The organism is Streptomyces sp. So13.3, assembly GCF_005860785.2.
In the GTDB taxonomy this organism is placed as follows: domain Bacteria; phylum Actinomycetota; class Actinomycetes; order Streptomycetales; family Streptomycetaceae; genus Actinacidiphila; species Actinacidiphila fildesensis.
In genome coordinates, this window is record NZ_CP048835.1 from 1989017 (window position 1) to 2015054 (window position 26038).

The following is a 26038-nucleotide window of genomic DNA, read 5'->3' on the forward strand; positions in this document are numbered from 1 at the left end:
CCGGGCCAGTCTCGCTCTGACAAGAGACTGCCCGGATTCACGAGCGGGGCCGCCGCGCATGCCGATCAACCGTGCGACAAGGAACTCGCTTCGTACCTCAGCTGGTAGGCCCGGACCCAGGGCTTCGGCGTGAAGTCGGTATGACCGGTTCGCGATCATGGAATGTCCAGAATGTGCAGCGGTCGGGTGGCGTCGCGGGCGTTTCTCCGGAGGGCGGCGGCGATGCATTGTCGGCCGATGAGGCGGAGTGCTCCGATGGCGAGGTTGCGCCAGGTGGCCATGGCGCGGGGCGCGTTGCCCGACCGTAGTTGCGATGCGTCCTCGGCGAAGGTGGTGTCTCGCACGTGATGCAGAGCTTCCACCGACCAGTGCCCGCGGATCAGGGCCGCGAGCTCGGTCGGGTTGGCCTGTCCGGCGTTCAGGCTGGTAACCGCGTACACCGTCTTGATGCTGATCTTCCCGGTCTTGCGGTTCACCCGCCGACGTTTGAGCTCGATGGCCTGGGCTGCTCCGGGAAAGAGCAGGCCGGCGACGGTGCAGACCTTGATGCGGCGGATCTCGCCTCGGCCGTGTCCCTTCTCGGTAGTGCGGTTCTGTAGCGGGATCTGCTTCCAGGGGAGGGACTTCATCTGCTTGCGGAGCTTCTTCTGGTTGCCCTTGACGATCACGATGTAGTGGGCTCCCCGGCCGGTCAGGTACTCGGCGTGCTCGCGCTGGGTGTGCATCGCATCGCTGGTCACGACCGCCCCGCGCAGATCGATGTCGTCCAGCAGGGGCTGGAAGCATGTGATCTCATTTGTCTTGTTCTCGACATCAACCTGCCCCAGGACGACGGAGGTTGCGTGGTCGACGGCGGACAGGAGGTGGATCTTCCGGCCGTGCGCGCGGGCGGCTCCGCGCAGGGACTTGCCGTCCACCGCGATCGCCCGCAGCAACTTCCCGGCGCTCTGCGGGAGCCGGGAAGACAGCCAACCGCCGACGGCCCGATCCAGCACATCGCCGTCGACCTGGGTCAGGACCCGGCGGATCGTGGTCTCGCACGGGGCCTGGTGACGGCCGGTGAAAGGGTCGCGACGGGCACCGAGCCGAGCCAGGACCAGTTGCGGTGCGTCGGCCGCCCACTCGCTGATCGCCAGCAGAGAGGTCGCACCAGTGAGCACCGCGGCCGCACAGATGGCGAGCACGCCGACCAGAGGATGCAACCGGCCCCGTGGATCACGGGGATCAGTCACCCTCGCGAGACAGACCAGCAGGCCGGGACACTCCTGAGCCGCCAGAGACGGCGAGGCGGTGAGCTGGTCAAGCCCGGCGGGCATGGGAGATGATTCAGCGAGAGCAGGCACGGTCTTCCAGCAAGGATCATGGGACGTAGACACTCACATGATCGCTGGCAACCGCGCCTGCCGCATGTTGCCACCTACCCCACCAGCAAGGCCAGTTGGGGCGAACCCGCTCAAGTCGACTTCACGCCGAGGCCCTGGGCCCGGACCCCGCTGCCGTTCATCCGGTAGATCGTGATCGCCGACAAGAATTGCTCCTTGACCTCCAAAGTGCGTCGGCGCTCTTTGTCAGCGATCCCGCTGATCCACCTCTCGATGTGCTCCGGCAACTTGAATGCCAGCTCATATGCTCCCTCGTCGCCCACGGGTGAAACTGTCCATTCCGCCGCGCCGCCGTGACCACGTCGCCGGATGCGCACCGTATGGGCCGGCTGTGCCTCCGCATACGCCAAGAACTGCTTGTGATCGTTCGCGGCAAGCGGAAGGATGAAGGGCGCCGCTGGGAAGCCGAGCAGGAGTTCCGTATCACTGTGCTGGCGCAGCACATCAATGAACGGTGCGATCGCCGCATCAGCAGCCTGCTTGAACTTCCCCTCACGGACCGCCGTCGAAGGCAGCAGGTTCACCGGCGACGTGCCCAGCGCGTCGCGAAGTTCCTTGCGCAGCCACGACATCGGGAAGGGCTCGGAGTCCGGCAGGTACTTCTGCGCCTCGAACAAGGACCACGCCGTACTCCCGATAGCGCCAAGCAGCCACGAGAAAGAGGCCCCGGACAGGTCAACCAGGGAAATCTGGTGAGCGAGCGCGTACTTCTGCGCCTCCGAAGTGAAGCCGTTCGCAGAGAACAAGGCGTAGGAATACTGGTAGCGCTGCCGGGGCCGGGTACCGGGGTGGGTCATGAAGTTTTCGTTCACATCATGCAGCACCCCATGTCCGTTGCGGACGACTTCAATTCCGCATGGCTTCTGATAGAACTTGGCTTCCAGGAACAGCCGGACCGGCATCGAGAACGCTGGGGTGAAGGCGAACTCCCCCAGCACATCCACCTGGTGGAGAGCCCCTCGTCCGCGGACCCGCAGCGTGTCGCCGTGGGACACCAGTTCCTCCGGGTCCTGGTCCTCGTGAACCAAAAGGCGGTACCCGCTGAAACGCAACAACCAAGCCAACGACTCCTCGAGCAAATAGCCCCTCAACGCTGAATCCTTGGCCTTGGCCACTCCCTGCCCCTCCCAGTGAAGCTACTGTGACGCGCTAAGTCACGATCATCTCACCACGGCGCGACAGTCTGTCTGCGCTGTCAGAGGTGCTCGCCAAGGATCAAAGGCCACCCCCCTGCGGCCCGCTCAGGCATGGCGTGATCTTCCCAATCGCCAGAGGGGCCGAACGTAGGTCCAGTCGTGCACCTTGTGGGATGCGGGACACGCCCAACCAGTAACCAGGCTTGATCCGCTTTGACCGACATTCGAGGTCAGAGATTCGGCCCTGGGAGGATGTCCATCCTAGAGAGCATGAGGAAGAAGCCTCGTCCTCGCCGGCCGATCCGCCACGGAGTTTCGTGAGGGGGCGGTACGCATCGTGACGGTGCTCTAGTCCGCGCTGCGGATTCGGTAGGCTTACCGTATGTCTGCTGCCCCGGTTCGTGTTCGTTTCGCCCCGTCTCCGACTGGCATGTTCCATGTCGGCGGGGCGCGGTCCGCTCTCTACAACTGGGCGGTGGCGCGACAGACCGGCGGCACGTTCGTACTGCGGATCGAGGACACTGACGCGGCGCGGAACAAGCCAGAGTGGATCGAGGGCATCCTCAGCGCCCTCTCCGCGATCGGCATCAATGACTCCGATGCCACGTTCGAAGGTCCGTACTTCCAGTCCCAGAACGCCGACCGTCACCGCGACGCCGGTCTTCAGCTGTTCACGTCCGGGCGCGCGTACTACTGCGACTGCACCCGCGAGCAGGTCACGGAGCGGACGGGCTCGCAGCAGCTCGGGTACGACGGGTTCTGCCGGGACCGGGGTCTGGCGTACGAGGCGGGCCGGGCGATGCGGTTCCGGACTCCGGACGAGGGCGAGACCGTGGTCGTCGACCTGATCCGCGGGGAGCCAGCGTTCCCGAACAGTGCGATCGAGGACTTCGTGATCGCCCGCGGGGACGGCTCTCCGGTCTTCCTGATCGCGAACGTCGTCGATGACCTGGACGAGGGAATCACCCAGGTCATCCGGGGTGAGGAGCACCTGTCGAACACACCGAAGCAGCAGCTGCTGTGGGAGGCGCTGGGTGCGAAGCCTCCAGTGTGGGCGCATCTGCCGGTGATCGTGAACGAGAAGCGGCAGAAGCTCTCCAAGCGCCGGGACAAGGTGGCGCTGGAGGACTACCTCGCCGAGGGCTACCTGTCGGAGGCGATGGTCAACTACCTGATGCTTCTCGGTTGGGGTCCTGGCGGCGATCAGGAGATCCTGCCGTACGAGGAGCTGGAGCGGCTGTTCCGCGTTGAGGATGTGAACGGGTCCTCTGCGTTCTTCGATGTGAAGAAGCTGGCGGCGTTCAACGGCGAGTACATCCGGGCGCTGGACCCGGAGGCGTTCGCGGCGGCGTGTGCGCCGTGGCTGGTGGCTCCGTACGCGCCGTGGAAGCCCGAGGCGTTCGATCAGGCCGTCTTCGAGACGGTGGCGCCGCTGGCGCAGACGCGGGTGGCAGTTCTGTCCGAGATCACGCCGAACGTGGACTTCCTGTTCCTGGACGAGCCGGTCTTCGACGAGACGTCGTGGGCCAAGGCCATGAAGGGGGACGCCGCCGAGGTATTGCGCGACGCCCGTACCGATCTGGCCGCCGCTCCGTGGAACGCGGGCGACCTCAAGGCTGTACTGGAGGCCGTGGGCGCCAAGCACGGGCTGAAGCTCGGCAAGGCCCAGGCTCCGATCCGGGTTGCGGTTACCGGCCGCACCATCGGCCTGCCGCTTTTCGAGTCCATGGAGCTGCTCGGCCGTGACCGCGTGCTGGCTCGGCTGGATGCTGCTACTGAGCGGCTAGCCGCTCAGTAGCAGCCGGTCTCAGGCGATCTTGGACAGCAGGCTGCCCCAGGCATCTGCGAAGTAGCCGGGGTCGAACTTGGCGAGGGCTTCGTACGCCTCCTTCATCTCCGTCCGCGGTACGGCGGCCCGCTCGTATATCTGCTCACGAAGGCGAGCGAGATCGGGGGCGGGCTGTCCGGTGAGGGTGGCGAGGTCGCCGAGGCCGGCGATGGGGCGGATCAGGCAAGGCAGGCCGGCCAGGAGGGCCTCAGCCGCGCAGCGGCTCCAGCCTTCCTGCATCTGCGGGGCGAACACTCCGACGTCGCAGGCTCTCAGCAGCCGGAGGTAGGGCTCGCGCGGGAGGTCGTAGTGGGTTCCGGTGAAGCCGATGGTGTTGTGGCCTGTGGCGATCACCCGCAGGTCTGGATCCCCGGCCAGAGCGGCAGCGATGGCCTCGGTGCCCTTCCAGTGGACAGCCTTGCCGGTGTAGACGGCGATGGTGTCCGGGGCCAGGTCGAACTCTGCCCGGCACTCGTCGCGGTTGAGGGTGCGGGCCCGGTCCATCTCGGTGAGGTCGAAGGCGTTGTAGATGACCTCAGTGGCGTGGACCCCGTAGGTGCGAAGGAAATCGGCCCAGTACGGGGCGACGCACACCACTGCGGCGCATTGCGGCAGGACGGCGAACAACCGTTGCCAGAGCATCGCCTCGATGGGAGCGGAGTCGTGCTGGAGCGGCTCGTAATGGTGCAGAACGAAGATCGTGCGGGCTCGCATGGCCGGGGAGAACAGCAGCAGGCTGAGGTCGTCCCAGACAAAGGTGCCGCCGGTGTGTTCCAGGGCGCGAATGCTGGGAGCAAGGCGGGCGAGGTGGCGTACCTTGCGCCAGCGACGTGTGCGGTAGGTGCGCTTGTAGTCGGGGATGGTGCGCCATTCGACCTGTTCGGCAGTGGTCTCATGGAGCATCCGCAGGTAGGCCCGGCCTCCGGTGCGACCTATCGGCTCCATGGAGTGCACCACCGGCTTCATATTCGTGCCTCCTGGCCGCCGCGCTGGAGTCGTTCGTATTCGGTGTGGAGCAGGGTGTACGCCAATTCCAGATGCGTGTTGAAGGGGCTGGCAGCCTTGGCGAGAGGGAGATAGAAGTCGGCCAGGGTGGAGACGAACTTCTGGCGACGACCGGGATCAGGGGACTGCTGCAGGTCACGCAGGTTGTGGATGCGGTCGGCGAAGCGCACCAGCAGCCCGGCGGGCTCAAGACCTGCGGTCTTGGATCGCCAGGCTCCCTCGTCTCCGGGCTGTTTGCTCCGCATCTCCAGGCGGTGTGCAGGGGTCATCGCGCGTAGCCGTTCGGTGAAGTCCTCGCCCATCTGTGCGGCCAAGAGGGGGCCCGCGTCGGGCGAGACTTCCAGGGCATCGTGTAGCAGGCCGAGTATGAGCGTGTCGGGATCGGTGACGGCGAGCTCGTCTCGCAGGACGGTGACGACGGCAAGGGGATGCTCCAGGTAAGGGGTTCCCTGGTCGCGGGTGTGACCGGCATAGATAGTCAAGGCGAGGGCCGAAGCTTCGCGACCGCGGGACCTATATGGCTCATCCCATGTGGCGGCGTTCAGGGTGCCCACGATGGTGCTGAGGCTGTGCGTGGTCATGAGGCTGGCCTCTCACCCGCGCTGTTCAGCGGGCCATTGGGGGTGTTGGCGATGTGGTCGGCGAGGAGGAGGGTGTCGTCGACAGCGAGAGCGTCGAGCCGAAGTTCAGCCGCCGCGTGCACGGCCTGCTCAGCAGTCCGCAGGATCGGTGTGCCCTTGAGGTTGAACGAGGTGTTGAGGAGCAAAGGCAGGTTGGTGCGGCGGTGGAAGTCCTCCAGCAAGGAGCGCATGCCCTGGTGGTGGGCCTCGACGACTTGCAGACGGGCGGTCCCGTCGTGGTGGACTACCGCGCGCACCTGTTCGGCTCGGTCGGGCCGGACTTTGACGACGCGGTTCATGAATGGGTCGCCGTCTCCGTCGAACCAGTCGGCGGCGTGTTCGGCGAGTACGGCCGGGGCGAAGGGTCGGTAGGCTGCTCGCTGCTTGAGGGCGTTGAGCCGTTCGCGGGTGCTGGTGTCGCCAGGGTGCGCCAGGATCGAGCGATGGCCCAGGGCGCGCGGTCCGAACTCCATTGGCCCTTGGACCCATCCGACGATGTGGCGGTCAGCGAGCAGAGCAGCCACGGTTGGTTCGAGGCGTTCACCCAGGTGTGAGATGGCCTGGTACCCGGCGGGCAGGCCGGTGGTAGGAAATCGCCCGGGTTCCGGGCCCCAGCCGGCGTCGATGGGGACCGCCAGTCGGGGTTGGCCGAGCTGGTAGTTCCAGGCGTACAGGGCGGCTCCGAGCGCGGTGCCGGCGTCGTGTGGGGCGGGGGCGACGAACAGCGTCTCGAATCCGGCGTCGGCGGCCAGGTGTCCGTTCAGGTGGGAGTTCAAGGCGCATCCGCCGGAGAAGACCAAGGTGCTCGCGCCGGTGAGCCGTTGCAGATGGCGGGCGACGTGGGTGACGGCGTCTGCGAAGACCTCTTGGACGGCGGCGGCCAAGTCAGCTCGTTCGGTCAGTGTGGCATCGGCGGCGCTGTCGGCGGTCCAGGCGCGGTCGCCGATGACGAGCGGGGTAGTGGTGTCCGCCGAGCCCAGTGGGTGCGGGATCCGGACCTCACCGTCAGCGTCCATGCGAACGAGGGAGCGGACGTCTTCGCGATGGCGGCCGGGGTCACCGAACGCGGCCAACGCCATCATGCTGCCTTCGGGCTCATCGCCCGGCGGGATGATTCTCATAGCGAGGTTGCGGTAGAAGTGGCCGAGCGAGGGGTGCACGCGGCGCGGACCGGTGGTGTCCGGGGCAACGGTCGGCATGGCCTGGTGGATTCGGTCGACGCGGTCGGGGCGAAGGTCGTAGCCGGTAATGCGTTCCCGGCTTGGGCCGAAGTCGGCGCCGAGGGAGGATCCGCCCGCGTCGATGACCAGTCCGGCCGCGTGGTCATGCCCCGAGAGCAGGTACCCGGCCATGATGTGCGCGGTGTGGTGGGAGATCAGCCGTAGACGGTCGCCGAGCGGCGCAGGGAGTAGTGCGGCGAGTTCTTCGCGCTCTTCGCCTAGCCACCTTCCGGCGGCCGGGGCGGGGCGCATGGATGCGGCCCAGACGGCGTCGATGTCGGCTGGGGTGATGCCGGCGGCATCCAGGCACCAGGCGAGGGAGTGGGTGGGGTTGGTGAGGACCCCTTTGTGGGTGTGCCGATGGTGCTTGATGCCGCTCCATCGTTCCTCTTCGGCTGCGTAGAGGCGACCGTCGACGATTAGTGCGGCGGATGTGTCGTGGTGGAAGTTCAGGCCGAGGACTGCGGGCACGAGCAAGCACCTCCGAGCGGGGAATCGTGGGTCAGGCAGCGGTGGCAGACTCCGGGACACGCAGCGGGATCACGGGTGAGCCGGAGTCGGTATATTCGTGGCACTTGCCGCAGAAGCGGTAGTGCGCGCAGCGCGGTGCGAAGACCTTGGCTGCGAAGTCGGAGTCGTAGATGTTGAACTCGCTGTCGTCCTTGGCCATCGCGTTGAAGCAGCGGTAGCAGGAGCCGTCGAGTTCGACCATGAGGTGCTGGTCGAGGTAGCGGGCGCACAGACCGCCCAGGTCGTTCGGGGGCTGGCCGACGTCGATGTGGTGAACGTGGTTGGTGACATGGATGGCCCCGTAGGCAGCGCAGAGGTCCGCGAGCTGGGAGAGCCGGTGGTCGCTGATCCCTTCCAGAACGCTGTTGACCACGACGGTTTTGCCCGCGGCGCGCAGGATCGGGACGGTGGCATGGACCTGCTCGTAGTTGCCGTGTTCGTCGTCGCAGCCGATGAGGACCTGGTCGTAGCACTCCAGCGTGGTGTCCATCAGGCGGTGGTTGCGGGCGAGGGTGATGGCGTTGGTGCCCAGCACCATGACCTTGTCGGGGAGCCGGGTGCGGGCCAGGCGGCTGAGTTCGGGAAAGGCGCGGTGGACGGTGGGTTCGCCGCCGTTGATGTGCAGTTGCTGGAACGGGATCGTGTCCAGACGGTCCAGAACCGTGGAGAACATCTCCTGAGGCATGTTCTCGCCCTGGGCGCCGTCGGCGAAGATGCAGAAGTCGCAGGAACGGTTGCACTTCGTCGTGATCTTGATCTTGGCGGTCTTCAGGATCCGGGATCGGGCGGCTCCGGTGGGCATGGTCGTACTCCTTGGGTCACGAGAGGTGGTGCGTCATGCGGCGTGTGCGCTGAGGAAGTCCTCCACCAGCGCGTGATGGCGCGCCCACTGGGTGAGGGCGTCGCGTAGGACGGCGGCAGTAGTGGGGCCGGCGGGCAAGATGTCGGCCATGCGGGCAGCGAGACTCTGCTCGGGAGTGCTCCCGTCGGAGGCCAGGGAGCGCAGGACCTCGGTGGCGGCACGTAGTTCCTTGGCCTCGCGGGTGATGAGGTATCCGGTGATGGCGCCGCGTGGCGGGTCGAGGTAGTACAACCAGCGGGCGACGCGGACGCGGAGCATCCCGGCGGTCATCGTCCAGGCCATGGCGCGTGAGCCCTCGGCCTCTTCGAATTCGGCACCGTCGGCCGGGGCGGGGACCTGGTGCATAGCCGCGTCCAGAGCGATGTGCGCGGCGCGTAGAAGATCCCGTATCGCAGGGGTGCGGCCTGTCTCGTACGGCGGGCCGCTGCCTGCGTGGCGGAGGAACATCTCGGCGTGCCGCTCCAGTCCGGCGGGGTGCCACTGGGTGAGGGCGGCGGACTTTCCCGGGCAGCGGGTGCGAGTCGCCAGCGATGCAGCAGCGAACCAGCAGGGGGCGAGGTAGTGCCAGGCCACGCAGTGCCGGCGGTATCCGGGCAGGTCTTCGCTGACGTTGTCGACGCTGTCAGCGGCCAATTGATACCGGCCATTGAGGCGGGAGTCGAGGATGCCCCGGTAGAAGCGTTCGTCCTGGCGAGTCCACGGGACCATCTGGGCGTGGGACTTCCACCGTTGGAGTGTGGGTTCGTGGCCGTGGATCAGGCTCCAGGTAGCCAACTCAGGTGGTGAGATGCGGCGCTGATGAACCTCCGCCAGGGTGAAGGCGAAGCCAGGCGGGTGCTCCAGCAGCCGCCGGTTGCGGGGCTCGCGGATGACGGCGTCGGCGTGGGCGGCCGCCAGGTGATGGTTCCACTCCCGCCAGTCCGCGGGGGCTGACTCCAGGAGGACGCGGACATCCAGGTCGGAGTGCGGGGCGCGCAAATCAGCGCGCTGCCACTTGTGTGTGAGCATCGCCGCGTTAATGCCGTGGCGGGCGAGCGCCCGCTCGTACTGTGCGCCCAGCACCTCGTACAACGGCAGCGTCGTGGTCGGAGCGGGGGTCACTGCTCTTCTCCGTCCGATGGGCGCCGGGCGCATGACGGGGAGCCGGTTCCGGTGGTGACCATGGGCAGCAGGGGGAGGACGGGGGCGCCTTCGGGTCGTTCCATCCGGTCCCAGCGCAGGTCGTAGTCGACGTAGTGAAAGCCCTGCCATGCCTCGTTGCCGTTGCGCTCCAGCATGGCGCGGAACAGGTGCTCGAAGGCGTCAGAGAGCGTGCCGTCGGCCAGGTGCGTCTTGAGGGGGATGTCGCGGTTGTGGAGGATGCATGGCCGGGCGATCCCGCTAGGGGTGATCTTGATGCGGTTGGCGTCCGAGCAGGTCGCGCAGCTGGAGTTGGAAATGAACCCGATCGATCCGGCCCAGCCGGTCGGCTGGAGATAGCGGCCGGGGCTGCGGACACCGAGTTCCTCACGGGTGACTTCTCCCGCGTCAGCGAACCAGTCGTCCAGCCGTGTACGGACTTCTGCCTCGGGGATGAACTCCGTGTCGAACATGGCCTGGGCCGGGCCGATGTTCTGCAGCTCGATGAGGCGGACTGCGACGGGCAGGTGCCTGGCGAGCTCTGCGACGCCCAGGGCGTCTTCCAGGTAAGTGCGCTGGAGGACGCAGTTGATCTTTACTTTCAGCCCTCGGGCGAGGGCCTCGTCGATCGTGGCGCGGGTCTTGCGGGGATCGCCGCCGCCCATGATGACCGCTGATCGAGTCGGTTCGAGGCTGTGCAGGCTGACGTTCAGGTAGGTGAGTCCGGCCTGGTGGAATTGTTCGACGCTCAGTCCGCGGCGGAGATTGCCGTGGCTGGTCATGCCAATCGAGGCGCCGGTACCGAGGCCGTCCGCGAGGGCGGTGATGACATCGAGGATGTCGGCGCGCAGGGTGGGCTCGCCGCCGGAGCAGTGGGCCTTCTTCACATTCCAGGCACCTGCCTCGGCGGCGATGGCCGCGTAGTTGGCGGCGGTCAGGGGCCGTTCCTTGTGGCCGTAGTCGGGCATGCAGCTGGGCTTGCAGAAGACGCAGTCCAGGTTGCAGAGCGAATTGAGGGTGAGGGCGAGATAGGGGTGGTTGCGGCCGGTGGCGGTGAAGGCCGCGATCAGGTCCTGATGGCCGGTGGCGAGCATCGGTCAACCTCCTTCGGTCAGCATGCGGCGGGCCGGCTGGTGGCCAGACCGTTGAGCGGTGAGCTGGTCAGATGGCGCTGAAGGTTGTCGCTGAAGAACGCCACAGCGTCGTTCATGTAGGTGCGCGACAAGGTGGCGGTCTTGGGCGTGAGGACGACGTGTTGGTGTCGGCGCAGGCGGTCGTCCAGCGGCAGGGGTCTCGGCTGGGTGACGTCCAGACCCGCACCGCGTAGGGCGCCGCTGTCCAGCGCATCGAGCAGCGCGGCGTGGTCGACGGTGGAGGCCCGGCCGAGATTGAGGAACAGCGCGCCTGGCCGGAAGGCAGCAAATGTCGCGCGGTCGAAGAATCCGGCCGTATCAGCGGTCGCCGGTAGGAGATCAACAACGACCTGAGCAGCGCCGACCGCCTGGTAGATCTGATCGGGCGGCATCCAGGTGATGCCAGACGCACGGCGCGACGGCAGATTGCGGCGGATGCCAATGACATGCATGCCGAAGGCGCTGGCAGCGCGAGCAAGATGGGAGCCGATGCTGCCGCAACCGACGATGGTCATGGTGGCTCCCGCCAGGTCGAAGAAGTCGTCGACGAGGTCGTCCTTCCACCAGGGCTCTGTCTGTTGCAGGCGGGCGCTGGTGAATAGGCCACGGGAGAAGCCGAGGATGAGGCCCATGGCGTGCTCGGTCATCGGGCGGCCGTGGAACCCGTAGGAGCGGGTGACAGCGATACCCGCGGCCTCTGCCTCAACGATCGGTAGGTGATCTGTTCCGGCAGCGGGCGAGGCGATCCACCTAAGGTCCGGAGCGGCGGCGAACCAACTGGGGTCGAATCGCCAGCCGAAATACACGTGGGCGCCAGGCAGCTGGTCGGGGACGGTCTCGATGGTGGCGACGCGAAAGTCCACACCGGGAAACGCAGCGCGTAGTGCGTCAGTCTGGATCGCGGACAGGCGCCAGAAGAAATGCGGGGACTCCAGACAGGCCAGAACCACGGTGCGGCTCATCGTGGGCCGCCGATCGTCGCTGGAGCCGGGACAAGAGCCCAGGGCGCCTGTTCGGCGAGCAACGAGCCGATGGTGGCCAGGTAGTCGTGCCGCTGGGTGAGCAGCGCGGTCCCGGCTCGTACCAGGCGTATGCGGTCACGCGGCATGACCGTCAGGGCCCGCTGGATCGCGGCAGCCAAGGAGGTTGGGTCGCCCGGAGCAGCTGAGAATCCGGTCTGGCCCTCCAGGACGGTTTGGAGGAGGCCGCCCGTACGTGTCGCTACCACCGGCCCGGCCTGGGCCGCGAAGGCTTCCAACGGAATCCGGCCGAACGGTTCTTTGCGGGACGGCACCACCACGGCCCGCAGCGCGGGGCTGTGCAACCAGCTACGGATGGCGGGGCTGAAGTGCGTGAGCAGGGTCGCGTCCAGCCCGAGTTCGCCTATCGTGCTGGCTAAGTGGGCTTGGTCCCGGTTTTCGCGCTGTCCTGGTGTTGTCGCCGCCAGCACCAGGTGGGGAACTCGGACGTGCTGGTCCCGCAGAATTTGCAGGGCATACAGCAGGTCCTGGAATCCCTTCTCCGGCACGGGACGCCCAAGGGCAAACAGGAAGCCACCCCGAGCACGGAGGGGAAGCGGCAGGATCGCCGCCGGATGATGGGGCTCCTCCTGCAGCAGCAACCCATTCGGCAAATCCACGATGGCTGTGGCGGGGACCTTGTAGGTGAGCTTCAGGTGCTCGTTCATGTGCCGGGAGATCGCCCCGATCCGGCTACCGCGATTGGCAGCCGATGCAAGACCGGCCCGTTCCCAGCGGATGCGCTCCTTGTCCTCGGGGTGGGCCAGAGCGGCTGTGGAGCGCGGGACCAGCAGCAGGTCCACGCCCTTGGGTGTGTACGGGGCGAGGCCAAGGAATGGTACGTCCAGGCCGATCAGGAGGCAGCGGTCCGACCGGGCGGCGATGGGGTCGCTCTCCTCCCCGACCAGTCCGCACAGGTTCTCACTGCCGCGTACCGAATCGGTCAGCGCATGCCCATTCGGGATCGGGAGGATCTCGGCGCCCGCAGCGTCCAACATCCGGTGGACTTGGGCGGCCCACTGTCGGTCGTGGCCGGGATGTCCAGCCGGGATGTGCGCGGGCACCACGGTGAGGCGGCCAGGCGGTAGCAGCCGGGTGAGTGCCGTGAGGAAGGCGCGGTTACTGAATCCACTGCCCGAACTGGCCCCGTAGAAGCCCTCGTGCAGGGCGACAATCACGCGGGGCTGCCGGTCGGATCCGGGTACGACCAGTGGGCCGACGCGGGGCCGGCCGATCAGCGGTGCCCCGATCGTCTGGGGCAGATGGATTTCTGGCAAGGTGTCTCGCCTCCTTCGGGGACGGAAGTGCGGGCGGGCGCAGGTGTGATCAGTGGCTGCGATGGCCGAGGGGGTCTTCAGGAAGAATGGCGAGCTGGCACCAAGCGCGGGTCGCATGCATTCCGATGTCCAGGGACCAAGCCGACGCCATGGCTTGGACGATGCCCAGGCCCCTACCGGATTCCGCCCCGTCCGCTGGCCAGCCAGTGTCTGGTGCGTCGTTCCTGCTGTCGCAGCCGCCGTCGGTGACCGTGATCTCGAAATCCAGGATGTGGCTGTGCTCGGCGGTCCAGTCCAGGCAGAGCACGAGCGGCGGGCTGCCGGACATGAACGCGTTGGTGGCCATCTCGGAGACAGCCAGTCGGGCGTCGTCCCCCGGCTTGTCTGGGCCTGCGCTGAGCAAGTCGACCGTCACAGCACTACGGGCAACGTCTGCCACCAGCGGAGTGAACGGCAAATCCATCCGCAGGTGTCCCGACGTAAGGGCTGCAGGGTGCGGTTGCTCAGGTTTGGGCTCGGGGGCACTGCACGGCCGACTGCGGGAGATGTTCGCGTGGCGCTTCAAGACCATGGTCCCCTCTCCATCAGCGGCGAAGGTGACGCCCTTCTGCCCTTGACTCCAGAACACCGGATAGGGGCCTGCTGGCATCAGCCGATCAATCGGTCAACTCGGTCAACTTCCGTCAAGGGGTGGGCAAGCGGCGGTCGGTGGGCATGACGATGGACAGGTTCCGGATTCGGATCCTCTGGAAGACGTGGGGTGGTCGGCGGTGGGTGCGCGGTCCGTACAGCCGAACGCGGTCTTGGTCGCGTGTCTGGAGGAGCTGGGCTGGAGCCCGAAGGTCCTGGCCCGCAAGCTCAACCGGGTATTCGGGACGGGAACGGTGGCCGAGTCTGCGCCGTATCACTGGCGTGATACCTCAGCCCTGCCTCGCTCTCCGCTGCCGGCTATGACCGCGTACGTGTTATCCCAGGACTTGGGCAGAGTCATATCGGTGGCCGAACTGTGGCAGGGGCGTGCGGGAGACTCTCCGATGCTCGTCCCCGCCGATACCGATCTCGCGCGCCCTTGGACGGTTCAGGGCCTGGGAAGCATCGTGGAGGACTGGGTGCTCGGAGGACTCGTCGACCGACGCCGCTTCCTGGCGATCTCCGGCTCCGGCTTGATCGCCGTGGTGGCTCAATACCTGGACGGCACCGCCGGGCGCGGCATCTATACGCGCCGCATGGCAAGCGCCTCGGGTGCCGACCCGTTGATCGATCAGGTCGAACACCACCTGCCGCTCTTGCAGATGCTGGACGACGAGCACGGAGGGGCCCGGCACCTTCCCTACGTCGGCGCTCAATTCCGGGCCGTGGGTCTGCTCGTCCACGACGGAGGACACTCCGAGACGGTACTGACCCGACTAGTGCGGGCTTTGGCTGAAATCGGCCAACTCGCAGGGTGGATGGCCTTCGACGCTGCCGACCACGGTCTGGCTCAGCGGTATTTCGTCACGGCACTGCGCGCTGCTCACCAAGTCAACGACCTGCCGCTGTGCGCGCACATCCTCGCCGACCTAGCCTTCCAGGCCGCCAGCAGAGGCCACCCCGCCGACGCCATCGCCCTCGGCGAAGCCGCCCGCCGGGCCAGCGACGCGGCCCCGCTCGCTGTCCGAGCCTCGGTCCTGTCACGGCTCGCATACGCCTACGCCGCTGCCGGCCGCGCCGCCGACTTTGCACGCACCCGCTCCACCGCCCGCGAACTCATCGAACGGCGCGGTGGAGGCGAGGACGAACCACGCTGGATGTACTTCCTCACCGACAACCACCTGGACTGCCAGGCGGGATACTCGCTGATCCAAATGGGACGCACCCAACAACGCGACGGCTCCAACGCATCCGCAAAATCAGTCCTCACGCAGGGCTCCGACATACTGGAAACCGGCGCCCACAAGGTCGTCCGGGGTGACCCCAGCCAGCGACGGGGCCTATTCGAGGGAGCCTGGCTGGCGCTCGGCCACAGCGCACGGGGTGACCTGGAGCTTGCATGCCAGGTAGGCCAAACTGCAGCCGACCGCCTCGACGTAGTCCGCTCCCCGCGTAGCACCGCCCTGCTCCAACAACTGGCCGCTGACCTACGCCGACGCCAGCGCAATCCCTACGTCAGCAGCTTCCTGCCCGTGCTAGAACAAGCCCTTGCCCAGAATGCGCCAGCCCCTGGGCCATCCCGCTAGAGTCCGGTTCCATGACCCGAAACGAGCGCGTTGTTGTGGTCGGGGCCGGTGTCTCCGGACTGACGACCGCCGTCCTGTTGGCCGAAGCCGGGGCGGCAGTGGAGGTGATCGCAGATCGGCTGCCTGGACCAACTTCGCTGGCAGCGGGCGCCATGTGGGGGCCGTACCTGGTCGAGCCCAAGGACAAGGTCGACCAGTGGAGTCGCGACTCCTTGGCCGAATTCGAAACACTGGCATCGGACCCGGCCACCGGTGTCCGGATGACCAGCGGCATCGAAGCCTCCCGTCATGCCGAGGCCGCGCCCGACTGGGCCACTGCCCTGCCTGGCTTCCACCCGTGCGATGCCGCCGAACTGCCCGAGGGTTTCGCTTCCGGCTATCGATTCACCGTGCCGTTGATCGACATGCCGGTCTACCTGGACTATCTCCAGCGCCGGCTGCAGGCAGCCGGGGGCGGCGTCGAGCAGCGCACCTTGCGCTCGCTCTCGGAGCCCGGCCCCGCTTCGGCGATCATCAACTGCGCCGGCTTGGGCTCCCGGGCGCTGGTTCCTGATCCCAACGTCAGGCCGATCCGCGGCCAGCACGTCGTTGTCACCAACCCAGGACTGACCGAGTTCTTCTCCGAGGACACCGGAGCCTCGCCTGACCTGCTCTGCATCTACCCGCACGGTGACACCGTGATTCTCGGCGGTACCGCCCTCGACGGAGACACGAGCCTCGATGGAGATACCGAAGCTGCAGCGGGCATCTTGACCCGCTGCATCGCGGTAGAGCCCAGGCTCGCGAACTCGCGCGTCCTCGAACACCGGATCGGCGCCCGCCCTACCCGCGATCGCGTCCGCGTCGAAGCCGCGCCTCTCCCAGACGGCACGCTCTTGATCCACAACTACGGTCACGGCGGCGCTGGGGTCACCCTGTCCTGGGGCTGCGCCCGCGACGTCCGCAGGCTGTGGACGAGGAAGTGATCTTCAACTGAGAGGTCGCGGACGGGCAAAGACGGCTGGGGTGCAACGGTCAGCGCGCTGCAGCGTTGAATTTAGCTATCTTCTTCGGCAGTTCGGCGAGCGAGTCAATGCGCATCGTGGTGATCCTTTCGGCATCGGGATCACGTTGCTGGATGGTGCCCCACGGGCCGCGCCGGATCAAAGCGGTGAGGAGACCGGCCTTGACGGCCGGGCGAATGTCGTTGTCGAGCCGGTCTCCCACGTACAGGATCTCGCCCGCTTCGGCCGGGGTCGCGTCGATGACGCGCTCGAAGAACTTCACATCCGGCTTGGACGCGCCCCAGTCATCGCTGGTGGCGATCATGTCGGCAGGCAGGTCCAGGCCGCGCAGAAGGCCGCCGGCGCGGACAGTCTGATTCCCCGCGATCCCGACCCACAGCCCGACCTCGCGCAGCGCGGCGAGCGCAGGCCGCACGTCGGCGTACAGGTCGTCTTCGCCGAACCACTCCGGCTTTCCCGCCGCAGCACGCTTTTCTCGCTCCTCGGTCAGGGCGAAGCCTGGCCGGAACTCCTGGAACGTCTCTCGATAGTCCCGGCCCTGCGCGATGACAGCTCCGAACATCGCGGCGAAGGTATGCCGGGGAACTTCCAACCAGTCCGCCCACGTGCCGTACTCGCGGGTCTCGTTAACCAGGCACTCACCAACGTCGAACACGACAGCACGAATCATGAACGGCAGCGTATGGCTTTTCGGCAACTCCGCAACGCGCTCCCGATGGCACCGAGCGGATGGCTCCCCGTCCCAGCGATGTCGTCCGCATCAGGTCGGCGGCCCGAGGTGGGCCGTCGCAGAGAGCAAGGGGATGGAGTGCTTCACGTCCCAACGGTAGACCCGACTCTCGCGGCGTAGTTCAACCAGTTGGACTTCACGAACGGTGAACTGCTGTGACTCTACGTTCCGTAATTCTTGGATCTTCTTGCGGACGCGTGAGGCTTTCGTCTCTTGATTGCAGTAGGCGACACCTAGATGCGGGCGGAAGTCGTGCGTCGGTTGGTGCCCTTTGAGACCCGCGACCACGCAGGCGGTGGCCACAGCCAGGTGGAGCGCGAGCAGCGGTGCCCACGGGGCGAGGCTCAGCCGCACGGCTCCGCGGGAGCCGGCCACCGGGACTGCCTGGAGATCGAACGCAGCGAGCGAGCGGCACCCGGACTGGGCGGCTGCCACGAGATTCTTCAGGGTCTGCTCGGTGACGTCGTGCTTGTCACCGATGTGGCAGATGGTGATGTGCAGGCCCTCAGCCGGGACGATGTCGAAGCCACCGCCCTCCAGCGGCTCCTGACAGCGCCGGGCCAGATCCGCGATCTTCGGTGCGTGGTCAACAGTGAGGAACCAGTAATAGCGCCGGGTGTCCGGCCCCCAACCTGGCCGCTGCCAATGGTTGCCCATTTCGGACAAGCTGGAGAAGGCGGCCCATTCATGCTCTGCGATCAAGTGTGGATCCGTCAGTGACGGAGGGCCCTCGGTGGGAAAACTTGCAGATTGGGCCGAAGGCCGGACTGAATGCACCGAACTCCTCCGTAAAGTTCAATTGACGGGGGAAGGGCTGGGTCGCAAATGACATACGAGGCTGGCCGGGACCGCCATGTACGCAGCGCCTCTGCGGACTCCAGCACCTCCGGCGGACGCGGTTGCTAGCGCAGCTGCGTCTCCTTCCCCAGGGCGCCTCACCCGGTCAGCTCGGCGATGGCTGCCAGCAAATCGTCCAGGTTGCGTAGATCGGGAAGGACGATGTCTGCCCCGGCCGCCGAGAGCTCCTCGCTCGTCGTCTTGCCGGATGCCACGCCGATGACGGGTGCGCCGCCGAGCAAGCCGGTTCGTACGTCTTCGAGCGAGTCACCGATGATGACGGTATTTGCCCGGGTGAACTCCACAGCGTGCTCGGTCTGGGCCCGGCTCTGGGCGATGCGGACGAGTGCGGGACGGTTGTGATCATCGGAGGCGAAGCCGCCGATGTCCGTGTCGACGTAGGCGTCCAGTTCGAATGCGCGCAGCTTGATCATCGCGTTCGGCTTGAGGTTGCCGGTGACCACCGTGGGGATCAGTCCAGGGGCCGTTTGGACGGCACGCAGAGCGTCTTCCGCTCCTGGCATGAGCGTGCCCGTCCGCTTCATCTCGGCTGCATAGGCCGAGAGGTACTTCGGCAGTAGTTCCACCATGGAGGGGAGGAGGTCGGGGACCGCTTCCGCAGGCACGCCGTTGGTCAGTAGCAGCTCGCGGATGGCAAGGGGCATGGTGACGCCGGTGCCCCGAGCGGGCAGCTGCTCGGCCGGGCGGCCGACGACCTCGGCGAACGCCTCGCGGTAGACCTGGCGGTCGAAGTCTCCGACATAGAGCAAGGTTCGGTCGATGTCCCACAGAATCAGCGAAAGGTTGGCCACAGTGTCAGGTCTCCGTCCGCGAGACGGTGGCAGCGCGTTCGATCACGTCGTGAGCGTACGCGTTGGGACCGGCGGTCCTGAGTTCGGTGGTCAAGGAGGTGAGGTGGTCCTTCAACCGAGCGGATTGCAGGTGTTCGGCATGTGAGATGGCTTCGTGGGCGGTGGCGCACGCCGCTTCGATATCGCCGATGCGTACCTGTGCCGTGGCAGCTCGGGTGAGAAACAGAGCACGGGTACGCCGATCGGCCGGGTTCAGAGCAGCTTGTGCCGCTCCGAGGCTCTCCATGGCCTTGATCGGATTGTCGAGGTCGAGGTGGCAGCTGCCGGCCTGACCGTGGATCTCGCCTTCGTTGATCCAGTACAACCAGTGTGGATCTTGCTCGGAGCGGCCCTTGGCGCACAACTCCGCTGCCTGCTCGAGAGCCCGCCATGCTGCCTGCTCTTCACCGAGCTTGGCGTGCCCCCGGGCTTGGCGCGTCAGCAGCATTGCGTGGAGCGCCGTGGTCCCCAACGACTTGGTCTTCTCCCGCGCGGCCTGCGCGGCCGAGACCGCGTCCCGCGGGTGACCGGTGGAGTAGCTGTGAATGGCGAGGTAGGACAGAGCCGCCGCTCCGAGCCTGGGGTCACCGGAAGCGTGAGCTGCGCGCAAGGAGGCCAGGAGGTACTGCTGCGCGAGATCGTGCTGCCCGGAGTCGAAATAGAACCAGCCAGTCTGTGCCGCAGTATCGGCCGCGATACCCGCGAGTTGGCGACCGATGGCCTCCCCGTAGGTTCCATGCTTCAAGGTCGTCGAAAGAAGTGCCAGGTGTGCGCTGCCGAGCTGCGCGAGACTGCCGCTGCCGGCACTCGCGTCCATCGTCCGCAGATGATCAATCGTGCCCTGAAGATGCAGCACAAGTGCGGCAGAAACGCTGCTGCCATCCACTGCGCGCTCCAGGGGCTCCGCATCGGCGGTACTCCAGTGATGGACATAGGCGGTTAACGCCATACCGCTCACCGCGAGGAAACTGCGACGTTCCACGGACCGGCCTCCAACCGCGTCGTTCAACGTGGCAACCATACGGCCGGCCGTCCACGACAGCGCCGGATCCTGGTCCTCGCTCTGGGGTCGCGGTGGCAAAGGCACTGCGCGGGATGGACGTCCGGGGATCGGCACCTGGACGAGATGGCTGGGCACCTCGAGTCCACCCAGGAAGGCAGTGATCTTGTCGATGTTGGTGAGCCGGCGCGAGCCGGATTCCAGCATGGAGAGGAATGCTTGACTCAGGCCCGTGAGTCCTGCGAGGTCTTCCTGCCGGAGTGATGAACGCTGGCGAATCAGGCGACTGGCCAGGCCGAAGTCCCAGTCTGCAAGGGCACCCTGGACTGCCGGATCGCGCCAGACCCTGGACGGAACGCGCGGCAATTCCGGCACGAGAGCGGCCTCAAGCCGTGTGCAGGCCGCACACCGGTCGGCGTCGTTGTACCGGCTCAGCAGACCATCACACTGCACGCACCGGCGTCCGACCTCGGCGGCCATTCCAACCTCCTGCCGGCGGACACGCGGATGAGCGGTGCAGCCTTGAACGAATGGATATCACTCCCGCGATATCACCCAGCGAATGTGCAGAAACCCCGATCCTCACACATGGTTGATGGGCCGTCACTAGTGCCTCAGCCCGTGAGCCGACAACCTCACGACCTCTGGGGCTCGCGATCAACCTCAGGGGGTCTGATGCTCACCACCGGACAGTCGGCCCAGCGACTGTCGATGTCGATGTCGCCGGAACCACGATCCGTGGCCTCGGTACGGCGGCAGTTGGCTGACGATCTCCATTTGTGGGATGCCGACGAGCTCGTTGATGACGCCCAGTTGCTGGTGAGTGAGGCCGTTACCAATGCGATCTGCCATGCCGAGGGAGTGGTGGACGTGGGCGTCGTGGCCGTCTGGGAGCCCCCCATCCTGCGGATTGAGGTACACGATGCGGACCCAACACCGCTGCCTGCACTGATAAGACCGGACTCGACGGTGAGCAGTGGGGGCCGTGGCCTGTCCTTGATCGATGCACTGGCATCGACCTGGGGATGTTCGTTTCCTTCAACGGGCGGCAAGTACGTCTGGTTCGAACTTCACAGCCCGTAGTCCAGGGCGCAAAGCCTCCCTGCCGCGGACGCTCCACGGGCGATTTTCTCCCGCCCGACGGCCCGCAGTGAGGGAACGACCGCCTCCTCGTTCCAGCGAGCGAGGCGGGGGACGTAGGTCTTGGGCATCGATCAGTGCGCCCACCCCTGTAGGGCCTGCGTCCTTCCGGCCGTCCCGCACTCTCCAAGATCGCGCGAGTGCGGGACGGCCCCCATGGCCCTTGTCGGTGGCCAGGGCAAGTCCCCAGACAGTGCGTCCCAAACGACTCGTCCCGAGGTCCGCTAATCGCATACCCGGAAGGAGGCGCTCTCGTGGCGCTGAGCGTCTCGCTGGTCATTCTGCTGCTGATCGTTGTCGTCCTGCTGATCCGGCAGAAGGCCGTTAAGCCGGTTCCCGCGCTGGTGTGCGCGCTGCTCGGCTTCGAATTGGCCAGTTCCAGGGCTGCACCGGCGATCACGAAGGGCGTCGCGAACCTCGCCAGCGTGATCGCCGGCCTGCACTTCTAGACCGGCCGCCCCCGGTGGGCCGGGCGCTCAGCTGCTGGTGCACCCCCACGGCAGTAGCTGAGCGTTCGCCCCCGGGGACGGCCCCCTTTCTCCCCAACACCGTCGATCCGAGGACCACCTGATGATGCAGATTCCGCAGCTTCTGGCTGCGTGCCAGAGCAGCAGCTCGGCGGCGGGCGTGGCTGCCGCCTGTCTCCTGGACGGCGCTCGCGGTCGGGGAACAGCACCCAGGACCTCGTGCTCCTCGTCCCGCTCGTTACGGCGAGTCCTGACTGGCTGGGTGGGCTGATGCGGGGCGGAGGTGCGTCATCCGGCCGGGGTGAGTTCCGGCCCGTCTATCACCCCGCGGGCCATGATGCCGAGCTGCGGGTGGCGCTAGAGGAGGTGGGGACGGGCCGGTGGATGGCGATACGGGATCTGCTGGCGCGGACCGGGACCCAATGGGACCTGCGAACGTCTCGTTCCCAGGTGCTGGCGGCAGCAGCAGCGCGGTCGGGTGTGGTGCAGGCGTGGCTGGTCGAGGAGCCGGGGAGCGTGGACGCGCAGGTGATGCGGGCCCGGGTCGCGGTGGAGCGGGCCCTGCACGCGGGCCGGGCCGGGCATGGCAGTACCGAGGTGTTGGCGTGGGAGGCGCGGGAGGCGTCGTTGATCGCTGCCGATCTGGCGCGGGCTGATCCGGTGCCGTGGGTATGTCTGCTGGCGTTGGCGCAGTTGGATCGGGGGCTGCGGCGGGTGGAGCACCGGGTGCGGCCCACGGAGCCCATGCTGCCGCTGGGGCCGTGGCGTTTGCTCGATCAGGTCAATGCCCGTGACCCGTGCAGTCGTGAGGCGTACCACCGGGTGCTGCAGTTCCTGCACGCGCAGGCGGTGGGCTCGCAGGCCGTGGCGCTGGATTTCGCACGCTGGGTGGGTTCATGGGCTCCGTCGGGGACGGCGCTGTCGGTTCTGCCGCTGTATGCCTATGCCGAGAACTGCCGCAGCCAGCGGGCGCGCGGCGCGGAGGACCGGCTGATGCGCCGGCAGTGGGCCCAGGAGCCCATCGTCCTCGACGTGCAGCGAGCCCTGACGGGCTGGTTCCACCATCCGGTACCCGCTGCCCGGTCGGTGCTGGATCTCAACTACCTCGCCCATGCCCTGTGGGCGGCACACCAATTCACCGACGCCGCACAGGTGTTCACCGCGCTGGGACCGTACGCCGCCCGGCTCCCGTGGGCATACGTCACAGACGACCCGGGCCGCCCGGATCTGGCAGAGGCGGAATTCGTACGAGCCCGCGGCCAGGCGCTGGCCGCCACCGAAGTCGCGGCTCGCGCCGGTCCGCACCGCTGACCCGCCGCCCGCCGTCGGCACTACCGCAACTCGACCGCCCCAGCTCAGCGCCTCTTCTATCCCTTTTCTCCTCTCCACTCTTGTTCCGGAGGTCCTTCCATGTCCCCCATGCCACGATCCGGCCCTACCCGGTTGTCGGATGATGATGCCCTGTTGCGCGATCTCGGCTACGAGCCGGTCCTGACCCGGCGGATGGGGGCGTTCGGCAATTTCGCCATCTCCTTCTCCGTCATATCGGTGCTGTCCGGGTGCATGACCCTGTACGGGTTCGGGATGGGCGCGGGCGGCCCGGCGGTGATGCTGTGGGGCTGGATCGCGGTCGGCGCGATGGTGATGTTCGTCGGCGCCGCGCTGGCCGAGGTCACCTCCGCCTACCCGACCTCCGGCGCCCTGTACTACATGGCCGACCAGCTCGGCGGCCGCCGCTGGGGCTGGTACACCGGCTGGCTCAATCTCCTCGGGCTGCTCGGGGCGATCGCCGGAATCGACTACGGGTGCGCGTTGTTCACGGGGGCGTTCGCGAACCTGCAGTGGGGGTTCGAGCCCACCCCGCAGTCGATCATGGTGATCTACCTGGTGATTCTGGCCCTGCACGCGACGTTGAACCTGTTCGGTGTCCGGCTGGTCAGCGTCCTGAACTCCATCAGCGTGTGGTGGCACCTGGCCGGCGTCGGGGTGATCGTCACCGCGTTGACGTTGGTGCCCGCCCACCATCAGTCGGCGCATTTCGTGTTCACGACGTTCGTCAACGGCACCGGCTGGCACTCCAGCCTGTACGTGGTGATGATCGGGCTGCTGCTGGCGCAGTACACGTTCTGTGGCTACGACGCGTCCGCGCACCTGTCGGAGGAGACGACCGATGCCCAGACCAGCGCCCCGCGTGGCATCGTCCGCTCGATCGCCTGGTCGTGGCTGGCGGGGTTCGTGCTGCTGGCCGGTCTGACGTTCGCCATCCAGGACTACGCCGGCACCCAAGGCTCCGCGACCGGGGTGCCGCCCGCGCAGATCTTCCTCGACGCCCTGGGCATCTCCGGCGCCAAGGGCCTGCTCCTGATCGTCATCGTGGCCCAGCTGTTCTGCGGAAACGCCGAGGTGGCCGCGTGCTCCCGGATGGTCTTTGCGTTCTCCCGCGACGGCGCCCTGCCCGGCTCCCGGCACTGGCGGCGGGTGAGCTCCCGTACCGGCACCCCGACCCGGGCGGTGCTGCTGTCGGTGACGGTCGCTGCGCTGCTCGCGCTGCCGGCCCTGTACAGCACGGTCGCGTACGGGGCCGTGACGGCGATCAATGTCATCGGGATCACCCCCGCCTATGCCATCCCCATCTACCTGCGGCTGCGCGCCGGTCGCCGCTTCGCGCCCGGCCCGTGGAACCTGGGCCGCTGGGGGGTGTTGGTCGGCTGGGTCGCCGTGGCCTGGGTGGTCTTCGTGACGGTGCTGTTCTGCCTGCCGCAGACCCGCCCCGAGCACGGCCTGGTCTCGGTGACCTCCTTCAACTACGCGCCCATTGCGCTGGTGGTCGTGCTGGCGCTGGCCGCGATCTGGTGGCGCATTGCCAGGCGCGGCTACGAGGTTCCTACCGTGGCTGCTGACCGGGAGATGGCGAAGCTGGAAGCGGAGATCGTCTGATGGCCAGCACCACCGCGCGCAGCGGCCCCGCCTCCCGCCCGGACCTTCTGCCCCAGGTGGCGGGCGGGCGCCGCCCGACCGGCCAGCTCACCCTGCCCCAACTGCGCGACCACGTGGCTTCCGGCCGGATCGACACCGTACTGCTCGCCCTACCCGACCTGCAGGGCCGACTGAAGGGCAAGCGGTACCACGCGCGGCACTTCGTCGACCGCGTTGCCGAGGGCGGTGCGGAGGTCTGCGCCTACGTGCTGGCGACCGACATCAACATGACCCCGGTCGACGGGTTCGCCCTGGCCTCCTGGCAGACCGGCTACCAGGACCTGCGAGTCAGCCCCGACCTGTCCACCGTGCGGGTCCTGCCCTGGATGCCGGGCACCGCGCTGGTCCTCGCCGACGCCGTCGACCCCGACGCGCAGCTGCTCGAGGTGTCCCCGCGCCGGATGCTGCGCCGCCAGCTGGCTCGGTTCGCCGACCATGGCTTGCACGTCAAGACCGGCCTGGAGAGCGAGTTCGTCCTCTACCAGGGCACCTACGCGCAGGCAGCCGCGTCCGGGCACCACGGTCTCCAACCGATCACGCCGGAGAATCTGGACTACGCCCTGGACCATGACCCGGGCATCGACCGGTTCTTCCGACGACTCCAGGCGGCCCTGTCCGGTGCGGGTCTGCCGGTCGAGGCGATCAAGACTGAGGGCGCTCTGGGGCAGGTCGAGGTCACCTTCCCCTACGGCGACGCGCTGACGGCGTGCGACGGGCACCTGGTGTTCAAGCACGCCGTGCGTCTGATGAGCCAGCGCGCCGGCATGGCACCGACCTTCATGGCCGCCCCCGCCACTGGCACCGGCAGCGGCCTGCACCTGCACGTGTCCCTGTGGAGGGAAGCTCATCCGATCCTGGTGGATCCCGATGGCACCCTGTCGCAGGTGGCGCAGCAGGCCATCGCGGGGCTACTCGACGCGCTGGCCGCGCTCGCGCCGCTGTACGCACCGAACGCCAACTCCTACAAGAGGTTCGCACCCAACTCCTTCGCCCCGACCCACTTCACCTGGGGCATCGACAACCGCACCTGCGCTGTGCGCGTCGTCGGCCACGGCGACGGCCTGCACCTGGAGATCCGCCTGCCCGGCGCGGACGCCAACCCCTACCTCGCCCTCGCCGCCGTCCTGGCCGGCATCACCCACGGGCTCGACAACGAGCTGAAGCCCCCGCCGCCATGCACTGGCAACGCCTACGACACCACCGATGCGCCACCAGTCCCTACCACCCTCGATCACGCGGTGACCGCCTTTCGCCACAGCCCGGTCGCCCAGCAGGCTTTCGGCCCCGAGGTGGTCGCGCACTATGCCCGTCTCGGGCAGATCGAAGTCGAAGCCCACCGCTTCGCCGTCACCGACACCGACCGGCACCGCTGGTTCACCCGCGCCTGAGCGGGCGCGCCGCGGTGACACCACCGGCCCACCGTCGTTGCCACGACCTGCGTTCCCCATGCCTGGATCTCCGAGCACCACATCGCACGAAGGGGGTTGTTGAGTGAGCAGTTCCGAGGTCACTGCGGTGGTTTCCAGCGTCGCCTTCGCCGCTCTCGCGCTGTTCGCCACCGTCAGCTACTTCGCCCAGGACCTCTGCCCGCCCCACCGCCCGCCGAGGACCCCGGCGGCGAGCCGGCACACCCGCCGGACGGCGGCCCACCCCGGTGAGCACCGCCCGGGCCCTCCACCTCTCATCGACCAAGGACCCTTGTGACC

24 protein-coding genes are annotated in these 26038 nt (G+C 67.3%); 9 read left to right on the forward strand and 15 right to left on the reverse strand.

Annotation, left to right across the window (positions count from 1 at the left end; all coding sequences use genetic code 11):
- Positions 1 to 155: 155 nt before the first annotated feature.
- Positions 156 to 1316, reverse strand: a complete 1161-nt coding sequence (locus C8250_RS09030; protein WP_203673445.1) for an ISAs1 family transposase — start codon at positions 1314 to 1316, stop codon at positions 156 to 158.
- Between the two features lie 137 nt (positions 1317 to 1453).
- A complete protein-coding gene (locus C8250_RS09035) occupies positions 1454 to 2497 on the reverse strand; it encodes a restriction endonuclease (protein ID WP_138357282.1) in 1044 nt (347 codons plus the stop codon).
- Positions 2498 to 2900: 403 nt separating this feature from the next.
- Here C8250_RS09035 and gltX point away from each other — a divergent pair, with 403 nt between their 5' ends.
- A complete protein-coding gene (gene gltX, locus C8250_RS09040) occupies positions 2901 to 4316 on the forward strand; it encodes a glutamate--tRNA ligase (protein WP_138357281.1) in 1416 nt (471 codons plus the stop codon).
- A 9-nt stretch (positions 4317 to 4325) separates the two neighbouring features.
- Here the strand turns inward: gltX and C8250_RS09045 are convergent, their stop codons facing one another.
- The 9 genes from C8250_RS09045 to C8250_RS09085 all read right to left on the reverse strand — a co-directional run bounded on the left by C8250_RS09045 (position 4326) and on the right by C8250_RS09085 (position 13574).
- A complete protein-coding gene (locus tag C8250_RS09045) occupies positions 4326 to 5312 on the reverse strand; it encodes a glycosyltransferase (protein WP_138357280.1) in 987 nt (328 codons plus the stop codon).
- Positions 5309 to 5932, reverse strand: a complete 624-nt coding sequence (locus C8250_RS09050; RefSeq protein ID WP_138357279.1) for an HD domain-containing protein — start codon at positions 5930 to 5932, stop codon at positions 5309 to 5311. The genes C8250_RS09045 and C8250_RS09050 overlap by 4 nt, the downstream gene beginning before the upstream one ends.
- Positions 5929 to 7662, reverse strand: a complete 1734-nt coding sequence (locus C8250_RS09055) for a carbamoyltransferase C-terminal domain-containing protein (protein ID WP_138357278.1) — start codon at positions 7660 to 7662, stop codon at positions 5929 to 5931. Before C8250_RS09055 ends, C8250_RS09050 begins: the two co-directional genes overlap by 4 nt.
- 31 nt (positions 7663 to 7693) lie before the next feature.
- Positions 7694 to 8503, reverse strand: coding sequence for a radical SAM protein (locus tag C8250_RS09060; RefSeq protein ID WP_138357277.1), 810 nt, complete (start codon positions 8501 to 8503; stop codon positions 7694 to 7696).
- Between the two features lie 33 nt (positions 8504 to 8536).
- Positions 8537 to 9664 (reverse strand): hypothetical protein, encoded by a 1128-nt coding sequence (locus C8250_RS09065; RefSeq protein WP_244809053.1) that lies wholly within the window; start codon positions 9662 to 9664, stop codon positions 8537 to 8539.
- Complete coding sequence (locus tag C8250_RS09070) at positions 9661 to 10776, reverse strand: radical SAM protein (RefSeq protein WP_138357275.1); 1116 nt, start codon at positions 10774 to 10776, stop codon at positions 9661 to 9663. The genes C8250_RS09065 and C8250_RS09070 overlap by 4 nt, the downstream gene beginning before the upstream one ends.
- A gap of 17 nt (positions 10777 to 10793) precedes the next feature.
- Complete coding sequence (locus C8250_RS09075) at positions 10794 to 11777, reverse strand: D-2-hydroxyacid dehydrogenase (RefSeq protein ID WP_138357274.1); 984 nt, start codon at positions 11775 to 11777, stop codon at positions 10794 to 10796.
- Entirely contained in the window at positions 11774 to 13012 is a 1239-nt protein-coding gene (locus C8250_RS09080) for a glycosyltransferase family 4 protein (protein ID WP_346268727.1), read from the reverse strand. Before C8250_RS09080 ends, C8250_RS09075 begins: the two co-directional genes overlap by 4 nt.
- A 148-nt stretch (positions 13013 to 13160) precedes the next feature.
- Positions 13161 to 13574, reverse strand: a complete 414-nt coding sequence (locus C8250_RS09085; protein WP_244809055.1) for an ATP-binding protein — start codon at positions 13572 to 13574, stop codon at positions 13161 to 13163.
- A gap of 307 nt (positions 13575 to 13881) precedes the next feature.
- On the opposite strand from C8250_RS09085, the gene C8250_RS09090 reads away from it, so the two are divergent.
- Complete coding sequence (locus C8250_RS09090; protein ID WP_138357272.1) at positions 13882 to 15327, forward strand: transcriptional regulator; 1446 nt, start codon at positions 13882 to 13884, stop codon at positions 15325 to 15327.
- Positions 15328 to 15338: 11 nt separating this feature from the next.
- Positions 15339 to 16292: an FAD-dependent oxidoreductase gene (locus tag C8250_RS09095; protein WP_138357271.1), complete on the forward strand. Its 954-nt coding sequence runs from the start codon at positions 15339 to 15341 to the stop codon at positions 16290 to 16292.
- 49 nt (positions 16293 to 16341) lie between these two features.
- On the opposite strand, the gene C8250_RS09100 is transcribed toward C8250_RS09095, so the two are convergent.
- From C8250_RS09100 to C8250_RS09115, 4 genes are all read right to left on the reverse strand, one after another.
- Positions 16342 to 17001 (reverse strand): HAD family hydrolase, encoded by a 660-nt coding sequence (locus tag C8250_RS09100; RefSeq protein ID WP_138357270.1) that lies wholly within the window; start codon positions 16999 to 17001, stop codon positions 16342 to 16344.
- Between the two features lie 90 nt (positions 17002 to 17091).
- Positions 17092 to 17763: a 2'-5' RNA ligase family protein gene (locus C8250_RS09105; protein WP_138357269.1), complete on the reverse strand. Its 672-nt coding sequence runs from the start codon at positions 17761 to 17763 to the stop codon at positions 17092 to 17094.
- A 233-nt stretch (positions 17764 to 17996) separates the two neighbouring features.
- Entirely contained in the window at positions 17997 to 18710 is a 714-nt protein-coding gene (locus C8250_RS09110) for a haloacid dehalogenase-like hydrolase (protein WP_138357268.1), read from the reverse strand.
- Positions 18711 to 18714: 4 nt separating this feature from the next.
- Positions 18715 to 20229, reverse strand: coding sequence for a helix-turn-helix transcriptional regulator (locus tag C8250_RS09115; protein ID WP_138357267.1), 1515 nt, complete (start codon positions 20227 to 20229; stop codon positions 18715 to 18717).
- A gap of 195 nt (positions 20230 to 20424) precedes the next feature.
- Between C8250_RS09115 and C8250_RS09120 the strand changes: the two genes are divergently transcribed.
- The 6 genes from C8250_RS09120 to C8250_RS09145 all read left to right on the forward strand — a co-directional run bounded on the left by C8250_RS09120 (position 20425) and on the right by C8250_RS09145 (position 26036).
- Positions 20425 to 20832: an ATP-binding protein gene (locus C8250_RS09120; RefSeq protein WP_187144793.1), complete on the forward strand. Its 408-nt coding sequence runs from the start codon at positions 20425 to 20427 to the stop codon at positions 20830 to 20832.
- Between the two features lie 311 nt (positions 20833 to 21143).
- On the forward strand, positions 21144 to 21338 hold the full coding sequence (locus tag C8250_RS09125; RefSeq protein WP_138357265.1) for a DUF2304 domain-containing protein: 195 nt from the start codon (positions 21144 to 21146) through the stop codon (positions 21336 to 21338).
- A 402-nt stretch (positions 21339 to 21740) separates the two neighbouring features.
- A complete protein-coding gene (locus C8250_RS09130) occupies positions 21741 to 22667 on the forward strand; it encodes a hypothetical protein (protein WP_346268728.1) in 927 nt (308 codons plus the stop codon).
- Between the two features lie 108 nt (positions 22668 to 22775).
- Positions 22776 to 24293: an amino acid permease gene (locus C8250_RS09135; protein WP_138357263.1), complete on the forward strand. Its 1518-nt coding sequence runs from the start codon at positions 22776 to 22778 to the stop codon at positions 24291 to 24293.
- Positions 24293 to 25720 carry a glutamine synthetase family protein gene (locus C8250_RS09140; protein ID WP_138357262.1) on the forward strand — a complete coding sequence of 476 codons (1428 nt, stop codon included), beginning with the start codon at positions 24293 to 24295 and terminating at the stop codon, positions 25718 to 25720. The genes C8250_RS09135 and C8250_RS09140 overlap by 1 nt, the downstream gene beginning before the upstream one ends.
- 103 nt (positions 25721 to 25823) lie before the next feature.
- Positions 25824 to 26036, forward strand: coding sequence for a hypothetical protein (locus tag C8250_RS09145; protein ID WP_138357261.1), 213 nt, complete (start codon positions 25824 to 25826; stop codon positions 26034 to 26036).
- Positions 26037 to 26038: the final 2 nt, after the last annotated feature.